The sequence below is a fragment of the Rouxiella sp. WC2420 genome, assembly GCF_041200025.1.
Taxonomy (GTDB): domain Bacteria; phylum Pseudomonadota; class Gammaproteobacteria; order Enterobacterales; family Enterobacteriaceae; genus Rouxiella.
The window spans coordinates 3,363,366-3,376,183 of the sequence record NZ_CP165628.1 but is presented as its reverse complement, the minus strand read 5'-3'; the positions used below and the strand labels follow the sequence as shown (position 1 = coordinate 3,376,183).

Annotated in this window: 8 protein-coding genes and 1 pseudogene; 6 read left to right on the top strand and 3 right to left on the bottom strand. The window is 45.3% G+C overall.

All coding sequences use genetic code 11. The features are described 5' to 3' along the window. The first annotated feature begins 241 nt into the window (after positions 1-241). Both AB3G37_RS15550 and AB3G37_RS15545 read left to right on the top strand, forming a co-directional pair. Entirely contained in the window at positions 242-1,585 is a 1,344-nt protein-coding gene (locus AB3G37_RS15550; protein ID WP_369788399.1) for a UDP-glucose/GDP-mannose dehydrogenase family protein, read from the top strand. 9 nt (positions 1,586-1,594) lie between these two features. Continuing rightward, positions 1,595-2,602 carry an NAD-dependent epimerase gene (locus AB3G37_RS15545; RefSeq protein ID WP_009635966.1) on the top strand — a complete coding sequence of 336 codons (1,008 nt, stop codon included), beginning with the start codon at positions 1,595-1,597 and terminating at the stop codon, positions 2,600-2,602. 210 nt (positions 2,603-2,812) lie between these two features. Here AB3G37_RS15545 and hns read toward each other — a convergent pair whose 3' ends face one another. After that, positions 2,813-3,220 carry a histone-like nucleoid-structuring protein H-NS gene (gene hns / locus AB3G37_RS15540; RefSeq protein WP_009635967.1) on the bottom strand — a complete coding sequence of 136 codons (408 nt, stop codon included), beginning with the start codon at positions 3,218-3,220 and terminating at the stop codon, positions 2,813-2,815. Positions 3,221-3,868: 648 nt separating this feature from the next. Here hns and AB3G37_RS15535 point away from each other — a divergent pair. Then, on the top strand, positions 3,869-4,447 hold the full coding sequence (locus tag AB3G37_RS15535) for a thymidine kinase (RefSeq protein ID WP_009635968.1): 579 nt from the start codon (positions 3,869-3,871) through the stop codon (positions 4,445-4,447). A 282-nt stretch (positions 4,448-4,729) separates the two neighbouring features. On the opposite strand, the pseudogene AB3G37_RS15530 reads toward AB3G37_RS15535, so the two are convergent. Next, positions 4,730-4,951: pseudogene (locus AB3G37_RS15530) on the bottom strand (hypothetical protein); the annotation flags it as partial. 185 nt (positions 4,952-5,136) lie between these two features. Continuing rightward, on the bottom strand, positions 5,137-7,839 hold the full coding sequence (gene adhE, locus AB3G37_RS15525; RefSeq protein ID WP_369788398.1) for a bifunctional acetaldehyde-CoA/alcohol dehydrogenase: 2,703 nt from the start codon (positions 7,837-7,839) through the stop codon (positions 5,137-5,139). A gap of 542 nt (positions 7,840-8,381) precedes the next feature. On the opposite strand from adhE, the gene AB3G37_RS15520 reads away from it, so the two are divergent. From AB3G37_RS15520 to oppB, 3 genes are all read left to right on the top strand, one after another. Beyond that, positions 8,382-9,026, top strand: a complete 645-nt coding sequence (locus AB3G37_RS15520; protein ID WP_369788397.1) for a YchE family NAAT transporter — start codon at positions 8,382-8,384, stop codon at positions 9,024-9,026. 1,125 nt (positions 9,027-10,151) lie between these two features. After that, positions 10,152-11,798: an oligopeptide ABC transporter substrate-binding protein OppA gene (oppA, locus tag AB3G37_RS15515; RefSeq protein ID WP_009635971.1), complete on the top strand. Its 1,647-nt coding sequence runs from the start codon at positions 10,152-10,154 to the stop codon at positions 11,796-11,798. Between the two features lie 84 nt (positions 11,799-11,882). Continuing rightward, on the top strand, positions 11,883-12,803 hold the full coding sequence (gene oppB, locus AB3G37_RS15510; protein ID WP_009635972.1) for an oligopeptide ABC transporter permease OppB: 921 nt from the start codon (positions 11,883-11,885) through the stop codon (positions 12,801-12,803). Positions 12,804-12,818: the final 15 nt, after the last annotated feature.

Below are 12,818 nucleotides of genomic sequence, written 5' to 3'. Positions count from 1 at the left end.
TTGAATTTTACATCTCTCCTGCCTTAGTTAATCGATGTTAACCCCCAGTTTATACAGAATATTCTATAAGAGTATTATTAGAACTCACTCTAGCTGGAGTGCATGTTCTACGTCGCGTAGGCTTCTTAAGCTGTTATACTGCCGCGCAATAATATTCACGTCTCTTGTCCTCTAACCGGGAAATAGTGACGCTGGCGTATACTTAATTGTCTTACCCGTTTTCAATTTTGGGGAGTTGCTTATGAAAGTAACCGTTTTTGGCATTGGCTATGTTGGCCTGGTTCAAGCGGCAGTATTGGCAGAAGTTGGGCATGAAGTTTTGTGCATTGATGTCGATGCCAACAAGGTTGAAAACTTGAAGAAAGGCCAAATACCCATTTTTGAACCTGGCTTGACCCCCCTTGTTCAGCAGAATTTTGAGTCAGGGCGTCTGCAGTTTAGCACTGACGCAGAGCAGGGCGTTGCTCATGCCGAAGTTCAGTTTATTGCTGTAGGTACTCCTCCAGATGAAGACGGCTCGGCTGATTTAAAATATGTCACCGCTGTGGCGCGCACTATTGCTCAATATATGACTGCGCCCAAAATCGTTATCGATAAATCTACCGTTCCGGTTGGGACTGCCGATAAAGTTCGCCAGGTAATGAGTGAAGCTTTAGCACAACGCGGGCTGGAAATTGCGTTTAATGTGATTTCCAATCCGGAGTTCCTGAAAGAAGGTGCTGCCGTTGCAGACTGTATGCGCCCTGAACGTATTGTCATTGGTACCGACAATCCGCTGGCCATTGAGCCGGTGCGCGAGCTTTATGAACCTTTTAATCGTAATCACGATCGCATGATTGTCATGGACATTCGCAGTGCCGAGCTGACTAAATATGCCGCTAACTGTATGCTGGCAACGAAAATTAGCTTTATGAATGAAATGTCTAATTTGGCGGAAATGCTGGGAGCTGATATCGAGAAAGTTCGACAAGGTATTGGTTCCGATTCACGCATCGGTTATCACTTTATTTATCCAGGCTGTGGATATGGCGGTTCCTGTTTCCCGAAAGACGTGCAGGCGTTGATTCGCACTTCCGAGCAAATTGGTTATCAGCCAAAAATCCTCCAGGCGGTGGAGCAAGTTAATGCCCAGCAGAAATATAAACTGCCCGCGTTTGTCACCCGCCATTTTGGTCAAAATCTGAGTGGTAAAACTTTTTCACTTTGGGGTTTGTCATTTAAACCCAATACCGATGATATGCGTGAAGCCTCCAGCCGAGTGTTAATGGAACAGCTCTGGGCAGCCGGGGCAAAAATTAAAGCTTACGATCCTGAAGCAATGAATGAAGCACAGCGTATTTATGGTTATCGCGACGATTTAGAACTCATGGGTACTAAAGAGGCGGCTTTACAGGGGGCCGATGCGCTGATTATCTGTACTGAGTGGCAAAATTTCCGTGCTCCAGATTTTGATTTGATGAAAAGCTCTCTTAAGAGCCCTGTTATTTTCGATGGACGTAATTTGTATGATCCGGAGCGGCTCGAAAAACGCGGCTTTACCTATTATGGTATTGGCCGTGGCGCTTCAGTGGTTCCGGTATTGTAAGGAGAGGGCATGAATTATTTAGTAACAGGTGCTGCGGGTTTCATTGGTTATTTCGTTTGTCAGCGTTTACTCGCTGAGGGACATCAGGTAACGGGTCTTGATAACCTAAATGATTACTATGACGTCAATTTGAAATTAGCGCGCCTGAAACAGATGGAGGATAAACCTGGATTCACGTTTATAAAACTGGATCTTGCCGATCGTTCAGGAATGGCTGCGCTTTTTGCAGAAAATAAATTTGATCGCGTAATACATTTAGCGGCACAGGCAGGGGTGCGCTATTCAATAGATAACCCATTAGCTTATGTTGACGCAAATTTAGTCGGTTTCGTTAACGTGCTGGAAGGCTGCCGCCATAATAAGATTCAGCACCTGCTTTATGCTTCTTCAAGTTCGGTCTATGGAATGAACCGCAAGCAGCCTTTCGATACGCAGGATAATGTGGATCATCCAATTTCGCTTTATGCGGCCACCAAAAAGGCCAATGAATTGATGGCTCACACTTATTCACATCTTTATGGATTACCGACTACCGGAATGCGTTTCTTTACGGTTTATGGACCTTGGGGTCGCCCGGATATGGCTCTGTTTAAATTCACCAAGGCTATTCTCGCCGATCAAAGTATCGACGTTTATAACCATGGCGAAATGCGCCGCGATTTTACTTATATTGATGACGTGACTGAATCAATCATTCGCCTGCAGGGTATTATCCCAAAACCTCAGCCTCACTGGACCGTGGAGAGTGGTAACGGTTCGCAAAGCTCTGCGCCTTATGTGCTTTATAATATTGGAAATAATAACCCAATTAAGCTGATGACATACATAGAGGCTCTTGAGAGCGCCCTGGGCGTAGTGGCGAAGAAGAATATGATGCCGATGCAGCCTGGCGATGTTCACGAGACCAGTTCTGACAGTATGCCTTTATATGAGGCCACTGGTTTTAAGCCTAAAACGCAGGTGTTGGAAGGCGTGAAGAATTTTGTAGATTGGTATAAAGATTATTATCATTGTTAACTTGTTACGCTAGGCCATGAGCCGGACGCAAATTAACAATTGAGGCTGCTGATGCAGCCTTTTTTATGCCTGAGGCAGGTCGATATTACGGCATTGTTTAATGGCGGTTTATTATTGTTCGTCAAAACGTTTAGGCAATAAAAAAACCACCGCATTAACGGTGGTTTTTAGAATCATTATCTTGAGACTGGGTCTACAGCCGAAAAAAACTTACAGCAGGAAATCGTCCAGCTGTTTGCCTTCATCTTCGATAGCTTTCTTGATTACCGCAGGAGTACGACCCTGGCCAGTCCAAGTTTTGCTTTCGCCATTCTCATCAATGTATTTATATTTAGCAGGACGAGCAGCACGCTTGGTTTTACCCGTTGCTTTGGTAGCAGCCATAGTCTGCAGCAATTCATTTGGATCAATACCGTCAGCAATCAGCATTTCACGGTATTGTTGCAGTTTACGAGTGCGCTCTTCAATTTCAGCAGCAGCCTGAGTATCTTCTTCACGGCGCTCATTAACAACAACTTCTAATTTCTCTAGCATTTCTTCAAGAGTTTCCAGAGTACATTCACGAGCCTGTGCGCGCAGAGTACGGATGTTGTTCAGAATTTTTAATGCTTCGCTCATTATACTAGTCTCAATTTAAATTGGTGGGGGGCGTTTCGGTAATAATAGAATGCTCTTCTGTATTCTGCAATAGCCAATTTGTTATATTGACGGGAATTTACCATTTATAAGCAATAATATTTGCAGCACTTGTAAATATAAGGATGATTCCCGGTCTATTAAACTTAGAGCAGTAAGGCAAATTGATTAGCGGTTTGTGCGGTGTATCGCCCTTTTTTAATCAACCCGCTTTTTATAACCTTGCTAAAGTCATAACAAATATCCCCAGCCTTAACGTATAACTTACCTCACGTTTTCACGGATATGTTTGCACTGTTTTAGCTATATGTGCCCGGCTTGTTCAAGATTATCATCCGTACTACGGGGGAAGGTGTTTATAAGATACCGTTATTACCTGATTGTTTAATAATTGATTTATAGAGGCTGATTAACTGCTACTTATGCTGAGTTTAACGGTTGCGTAAACTAATTAGGACGAACAGTAATCACAATAGCTGATTGTAAGTTTCTGTAATTTTCGCATTTGTTTAATGTTGTGATACTTGGCACAGGAGACAGACCGCAGATGCCATTAGATGTCCACCGTGTGTTACAATTGAAAGTAAGAGGTGTTACCGGGTTTCTTTATACTTTTGGAGTTACGGGCACATGGCTCAGCTTTATTTTTATTATTCTGCGATGAATGCAGGAAAATCTACATCTTTGTTACAATCTTCATATAACTATCAAGAACGCGGGATGCGCACACTAGTGCTGACTGCCGCAATTGATAATCGTTTTGGCGTTGGTATCGTCAGCTCGCGGATAGGATTATCTTCATCAGCCGAACTTTATAATCAAGATACCAACTTACTTAAGCTCATTGCCGATGAACACAACAGTCAAACTTTGCATTGTGTGTTAATCGATGAGAGCCAATTTTTAACTCGCCAGCAGGTTGAACAATTAACCGATGTCGTTGACAGGCTAGATATACCCGTTTTGTGCTATGGCCTGCGCACAGACTTTCAGGGCGAGTTATTTAGCGGGAGTCAGTATCTTCTGGCGTGGGCCGATAAATTGGTTGAGCTTAAAACTATCTGCCACTGCGGCCGCAAGGCCAATCAGACCCTCAGGCTGGACGAGCACGGTAAAGCGCTCCACGACGGCGCGCAGGTGGTTATAGGCGGTAATGAGCGGTATGTATCGGTGTGTCGTAAACATTATAAAGAGGCGATGGGTGAGTAAAGAGCGGTAATTGCTGCAGAAAACATTTTTCTTTACTTAATACTTACATCGTCTTTTATTTATTTAGAGTGATAATAAAGAAGAATCATTAATAGTATTAATGATTAAACTATAAAAAAACCACCAAAAGGTTAATACCGTTCACTTAAAATGTTTTGAGTGAACGGTGTACTGGTTTTTAAGATTCGAGCATCCTTTTTTTGCGCCGTTTTTTTCTCTGGCTATCTGGCTCATTTCAAAACTCATCAGGTTATAAGCGGTCGGCAGGCCCTAAACTATCCTGGATAGCTGCTTCGTATCACTGACTTCCCCCGTATTGGCAGGGCCGAACCTGACACGTAGATTAACCGGCTGTGCAGTGACCTCTACGCGCATAATCGGACTGTTGGGTATTTGCCTGTCCGGGCGATGCTTTATATATTCAAAATGCTCTGCCAGCTCTGCCAGCTCTGCCAGCTCTGCCAGCTCTGGTGTCTCGGGCGTGCGAAAAAGTGTGCCGTCCAGCCAAGGTTTGTGTTTCGTCAAGCCAGGTCATGAGCATAAAAAAAGCCCCATCAAAAAATGATGAGGCTTATTGTGATGCACCTGCCGGATCGTTCAACTGATTATTTAGCTTAACCGATCAGTGTTACACCTATGACGGGCTTTGTTTTTTCACATCAGTAGCCGTATACGAATAGTCTTATCTACTATTTTTTAGACTTTTTGATGGCCGAAGCTGGAGCTGCTGCTGCAACGCGGGTGACAGGTTCCTCTCTTTCAGAGATGGCAGTCAGCGGCAATTCTTCACTAAATTTATTACCATAATAGGTATCCATCAATATCTGTTTTAACTCAGAAATTAACGGATAACGAGGGTTGGCACCCGTACACTGGTCATCAAATGCGTCTTCAGAAAGTTTATCAACTTTCGCCAGGAAATCGGCTTCCTGCACACCCGCTTCACGAATCGAAGCAGGAATACCCAGTTCTGCTTTGATTTCATCTAACCAACTAAGTAGATTTTCAATTTTCTGCGCTGTGCGATCTCCAGGAGCACTAAGACCCAGATGGTCGGCAATTTCTGCGTAGCGACGACGAGCCTGCGGGCGATCGTACTGGCTGAAAGCAGTTTGCTTGGTTGGGTTATCGTTCGCATTATAGCGAATGACGTTCGAAATCAGCATGGCGTTGGCAAGCCCGTGCGGAATATGAAACTCAGAACCTAACTTATGCGCCATTGAGTGACAAACCCCGAGGAAGGCGTTGGCAAATGCGATACCTGCGATAGTGGCCGCATTATGCACTCGTTCGCGCGCTACCGGGTTTTTTGCACCTTCTTTATAGCTTGCTGGCAGGAACTCTTTCAGCAGTTTCAATGCTTGTAATGCCTGACCGTCGGAGAACTCATTTGCCAGCACGGAGACATAGGCTTCAAGTGCATGAGTCACGGCATCAAGGCCGCCAAAGGCGCACAAAGATTTTGGCATGTTCATGACCAGGTTGGCATCTACGATTGCCATGTCTGGAGTCAGTGCATAGTCTGCCAAAGGATATTTCTGGCCAGTAGCGTCGTCGGTAACCACCGCGAATGGCGTGACTTCCGAACCCGTACCCGAGGTAGTAGTGATGGCGATCATTTTCGCTTTCACACCCATTTTCGGGAACTTGTAGATACGTTTACGGATATCCATAAAGCGCAGCGCCAGATCTTCGAAGTGAGTTTCAGGATGCTCATATAGAACCCACATGATTTTCGCAGCATCCATCGGTGAACCACCACCCAACGCGATAATCACGTCTGGTTTAAAGGAGTTCATCTGTTCTGCCCCTTTGCGTACGATACTTAACGTTGGGTCGGCTTCAACTTCGAAGAACACTTCCGTTTCGATACCGTGGCTTTTCAGCACTCGAGTTACCTGGTCGGCATAGCCATTATTAAACAGGTAGCGGTCAGTGACGATAAAGGCGCGTTTCGCTCCGTCAGTGGCCACTTCCTCAAGGGCAATCGGCAATGAGCCACGGCGGAAGTAGATAGATTTTGGAAGTTTATGCCACAACATGTTTTCAGCTCTCTTCGCCACCGTTTTCTTGTTGATTAGATGTTTTGGCCCAACGTTTTCTGAAATGGAGTTACCACCCCATGAGCCGCAACCCAGCGTCAATGAAGGGGCCAGTTTGAAGTTGTACAGGTCACCGATCCCCCCTTGTGAAGCGGGAGTGTTGATCAGGATACGGGCTGTTTTCATCTTGTCGCCAAAATAGCGAACGCGTTCTGGCTGGTTATCCTGGTCGGTATACAAACAAGAGGTATGGCCGATACCGCCCATGGTGACCAGTTTTTCGGCCTTATCTACAGCATCTTCAAAGTCTTTGGCGCGATACATGGCCAGCGTCGGTGAAAGTTTTTCGTGAGCAAAAGGCTCGGATTCATCGACTTTTGTCACTTCACCGATTAATACTTTAGTGTTGGCAGGCACGATGATACCCGCCATGGACGCTATTTTAGTTGCAGATTGACCGACGATATCAGCGTTTAAACCGCCATTTTTAAGAATGATTTCCTGTACGGCTTTCAGTTCTTTACCAGCAAGAATGTAGCCGCCGTGGGTTTTAAAGCGATCTCTAACCGTTTCATAGGCAGAATCAACCACAATTACTGATTGTTCAGAAGCGCAGATAACACCGTTATCGAAAGTTTTTGACATCAATATCGAAGCAACAACGCGTTTGATATCTGCTGTTTCATCAACAACAACCGGGGTATTACCGGCACCAACACCGATAGCCGGTTTGCCAGAGCTATATGCAGCTTTGACCATACCTGGCCCGCCGGTTGCAAGGATCAGGTTCAGGTCCGGGTGATGCATCAGTTCGTTGGACAGTGGCACGCTGGGTGCATCAATCCAGCCAATAATATCTTTCGGCGCGCCTGCTTTAACAGCAGCCTGCAAAACAATGTTTGCAGCGGCGATAGTCGCCTTGGCTGCACGGGGGTGTGGCGAAAAGATAATGGCGTTACGCGTTTTCAAACTGATAAGTGCTTTGAAAATCGCGGTAGAGGTTGGGTTGGTAGTGGGGACGATCCCGCAAATGATGCCGATAGGTTCGGCAATGGTAAGAGTGCCGTAAGTTTCGTCTTCTGCAACGACACCGCAGGTTTTCTCATCTTTATAGGCATTGTAAATGTATTCAGACGCAAAATGGTTTTTGATCACTTTGTCTTCAATGATCCCCATGCCTGACTCTTCTACGGCCAGCTTGGCAAGGGGAATACGTGCGTCTGCGGCGGCGAGAGCGGCGGCCCGGAAGATTTTATCGACTTGTTCTTGTGTGAACTCTGCATATTCACGTTGTGCTTTTTTTACCCGAGCAACAAGCTCGTTCAGTTCAGCGACGTTTGTGACAGCCATGGTGTTCTCCTGAGAATGTTAAATTTTTTTAGAAAATAGCCAAGTCAGGTTCAAAGTATAGTCACGGTCAATAATGCTGCAGATTACATTCAAAGTGGCTATTTATTAATTACTTATGTGTCCTGTTTCTCTATTTTCTCAAAAAATTCAGAAGACTTTCCTTTTATGCAGGATATAAGTTGTTAAATCCGAAGATGATCCAACGTTTGTCCTGTTGTTTTTTGTCTCTTAATTCGTGGGAATAGAGATAGCTTACTCACTATTGAAACGTTGAAATATGATCCAGATCAACGAAATTACACTAGCTGACACCTTTCAGCTAACTCATTGTTAATGCAAAGTCTTAAAAAATGCGGTTTTGTGACGATTATGTGGGAGGTTTTTATTTGGAAAATTGTGGTGGCAATTTAATCGTTAAATTGACTATTTTTTCCGTTGAATCTAGTCAAATATTCTGATTTTCTTCATGGCGTGAAAGCGGCAATTCCAGTACATTAGCGCCCATAAATAACTTCTTTCTTTATCCTGATGCGGGGCGATGCGTGGGCCAGACAATTTTGGATTTTTCAGGTTATATCAAGTTCTTTGTGGGTCTGTTTGCGTTGGTCAATCCGATAGGGATCTTGCCGGTGTTTATCAGTATGACCAGCTATCAGGCAGCTGCCGGGCGCAACAAAACCAACACAACGGCCAACTTTTCGGTAGCTATTATTCTGTGCGTTTCATTATTCCTGGGTGACGGTATTTTGCACCTGTTCGGCATCTCGATTGATTCTTTCCGTATCGCTGGTGGCATTCTGGTTGTGACGATAGCGATGTCGATGATTAGCGGCAAGTTAGGGGAAGATAAACAGAACAAGCAGGAAAAATCAGAAACTGCAATCCGTGAAAATGTTGGGGTTGTCCCCTTGGCTTTGCCCTTAATGGCCGGGCCGGGGGCGATCAGTTCTACCATTGTCTGGAGTTCCCGTTACCATAGTTGGGAAAACCTTTTTGGCTTCACCGTGGCAATTGCCTTGTTCTGTTTCTGTTGCTGGCTGCTGTTTCGGGCTGCGCCAATAGTAATGAAATTACTTGGCCAGACAGGGATTAACGTGATTACCCGTATTATGGGCTTGCTACTAATGGCGCTGGGAATCGAGTTTATTGTTAACGGGGTGAAAACAATTTTCCCCGGCCTGGTGTAAATTTTTATCTGGAGCGGCATAAAATTTAATTAAGCAGGAGAGATCACACTTCTGCTTATTATTACTAATACTAATATTCCCTCGCCTTATAATAGTGCATCTAATGTACCTAAAATGTGCTATTGCACCCAAATGTGGCATAAAATTGCATTCTAAAGCCTATTGCCAATCAACTCCCTATTTATACTACTTTTCTTTGTCGTTTCAGGACTTTTTTTCGACTTTTATTGCCCGTTTCGCCGTTTAATTAATCACATCATTCTGTAGCTCTTGTACATGCCGTTTCGAGATGTTATTAGTGTTTACCGCGCAGATAACAGGGGTTTATTCTTAAAAGTAACGTTATGTTAACGGAATCTGTTTGAACCGTTTTTAAGCAACTAAAACACTTAATTTTTGATTTGAATTTATAAAAATAACCATAAAAACAATAAGTTGTGTTTTTTTCATGTTGATAATCTCACTGGTCCGTCTACTTGTTACCGGTGATAAAAGAGAATCAGTTAACATTTCCGTAAAATTTATTCGCGCAGATTTTCTGCATCTGATAATTTTCGGCAACTTTTTAAATAGAAAATATTTCGGCGTTGTGCCGAATTGAGAACGGATCTTGCAAAGCTTTCTCAGCTAAGTTCTAAAGAATGGCCTATTTATTTTTTTTCAGGAGAAAAACGGTTGAAAACAACAAATACCTCTTCCATAACCGAGCTCTTCTCCTGGCGCTGTTCCTTTCAGCTTTGCTGCATATTATCGGCAATCCTATGTGAATTTAATTATTCTGATACTGATCTCCCCGGGATATGAGTACTCGTGTTTCCTGAATAAATTCCGGTGACTTATCAGAAATAATATGCACCTCAAGCTCAAAAAACTTTTCTGGCAATAAAAGAAATTTCGCAACGGATTTGCCGGCAGGTTTTTAGCAAAAATTCATTGAGCGGCAACAGATTCAGTAACAGGCAGTAAAAGTGACATCAGAGGTAATGCAATAAGGGGAGTCTATCCAACAGGAAAGACTGACAACTTGACGTTTCGAGGTGAGCAATTCGTTCCTGTTCATCAAGAGATTTAACCCGGTAGGGGTTGGCCTTAACAGGCAAATAATAACAATCGGAGTTGATAGTAATGACCAACATCACAAAAAAACACCTTCTCGCCGCCGGTATTCTGGCCGCAGTCGGTGCCGTTTCATCCTTCAGCACTTTTGCTGCAGTTGTAACAGCTGGCGTTCAGCTTGCTGATAAACAAGAGCTGGTACGTAACAACGGCGCTGAAGTTCAGTCACTTGACCCACACAAAGTTGAAGGTGTCCCGGAATCCAACGTGATCCGCGACCTGCTGGAAGGATTGACCGATACCTCGCCGAAAGACGGTAGTGTCATTCCTGGCGTTGCCGAAAGCTGGGAAAATAAAGACTTTACGGTTTGGACCTTCCACCTGCGTAAAGATGCAAAATGGTCAAACGGCCAGCCGGTTACCGCCGCTGATTTCGTTTACAGCTGGGAGCGCCTGGCAGACCCGAAAACTGCCTCTCCATATGAAAGCTACCTGCAATACGGCCACGTGGTGAATATCGACGATATTATCGCCGGTAAAAAAAGCCCGGACACGCTGGGGGTTAAAGCCCTTGATGACCACACTCTGCAGGTAACGCTGAGCGAGCCGGTGCCTTATTTCGTTAAAATGCTGTCGCACACCGCGTTGAAGCCGGTTTACAAGCCAGCGGTAGAGAAGTTTGGCGACAAATGGACCCAGCCTGAAAACTACGTCAGCAATGGCGCATTCAAGCTGAAAACCTGGACTGTTAACGAACGTATCGTTCTGGTACGTAACCCAGATTACTGGGACAATGCTAAAACCGTTCTGAATCAAGTCACATTCCTGCCAATCTCTTCTGAAGTTTCTGACGTTAACCGCTATCGCAGTGGCGAAATCGACATGACTTACAACAACATGCCGATCGAACTGTTCTCAAAACTTAAAAAAGATATTCCTAAAGAACTGCACGCCGACCCGTACCTGTGTACTTATTATTATGAAATCAATAATCAGAAAGCGCCGTTCACCGATAACCGCGTGCGTACCGCGCTGAAACTGGGTCTGGATCGCGACATCATCGTGAATAAGGTCAAGGCACAGGGCGACCTGCCAGCCTACGGCATTACGCCGCCTTACACCGATGGAACTTATGGCAAGCTGACTCCTCCGGCCTGGTTCAAAGAAACTCAGGAACAGCGTAACGCCGAAGGCAGAAAACTGCTGGCCGAAGCCGGTTATACCGCCGACAAGCCGCTGACCTTTAACCTGCTTTATAACTCTTCTGACCTGCACAAGAAGCTGGCTATCGCCGCCGCGGCTATCTGGAAGAAAAACCTGGGTGTAAATGTCAAGCTTGAAAACCAGGAGTGGAAGACCTTCCTTGAAAGCCGTCATGACGGCAACTACGACGTGGCGCGTGCGGGCTGGTGCTCTGATTACAATGAACCAACCTCATTCCTGAACATCATGCTTTCTGACAGCAGCAATAACTCTGCTCACTATAAGAGCCCGGCGTTTGACAGCATTATTGCTCAGGCTCTGAAGGCTAAAACCGATGAAGAGCGTGCTGATTACTATGAGAAAGCAGCGCAGCAGTTGGACAAAGACTCGGTGATCGTGCCTCTTTATTACTATGTAAATGCCCGTCTGGTTAAACAATACGTCGGCGGTTACAGCGGTAAAGACCCGCAGGATAACGTTTACGATAAAGATCTCTACATCATCAAACACTAGTAAGTGAAGGAACAGGGCGGTTACCCGAGCCGTCCTGTTCTGTTTGAGCAGGTAGTAACACGCTGAGCAAAGCAGGTACGAGCAATGTTAAAGTTTATTTTCCGTCGTTGTCTGGAAGCGATCCCAACGCTGTTTATTCTGATTACGATTTCATTTTTTATGATGCGTCTCGCGCCGGGAAGTCCGTTTACCGGAGAGCGCAATCTTCCGCCGGAAGTCATGGCCAACATTGAGGCGAAATATCACCTCAATGACCCAATGTACAAGCAATATTTCCATTATCTGGACCAGCTGGCGCACGGTGATTTTGGCCCGTCGTTCAAATATAAAGACTATAGCGTCAATGATTTGGTGGCGACCTCCTTCCCGGTATCGGCGAAGCTGGGTTTGGCTGCCTTTATATTGGCTATAGTGCTTGGTGTTTCTGCCGGGGTAATCGCCGCCCTTAACCAGAACACCAAATGGGACTACACAGTGATGGGCTTTGCCATGACCGGGGTGGTTATTCCGAGCTTCGTGGTTGCTCCCTTACTGGTACTGATTTTCTCTATCCTGTTGAAATGGCTGCCCGGAGGCGGCTGGCACAACGGTGGCTTCAAATATATGGTTCTGCCAATGGTGGCGCTGTCACTGGCTTATATCGCCAGCATCGCGCGTATCACTCGCGGCTCGATGATTGAAGTGTTGCATTCCAACTTTATCCGTACCGCGCGAGCCAAAGGCCTGCCGCTGAGTCGGATTATTTTCCGTCACGCGCTGAAACCGGCAATGTTACCGGTGATTTCCTATATGGGTCCGGCCTTTGTCGGCATTATCACCGGTTCTATGGTGGTCGAAAGCATTTACGGATTACCGGGTATCGGCCAGCTTTTTGTCAACGGTGCCTTAAACCGTGACTACTCGCTGGTATTAAGCCTGACCATTCTGGTTGGTGCGTTAACGATTCTGTTTAACGCGATCGTTGACGTGCTATACGCCGTTATCGATCCGAAAATCCGTTATTAAGGCTGGAGCACGCTC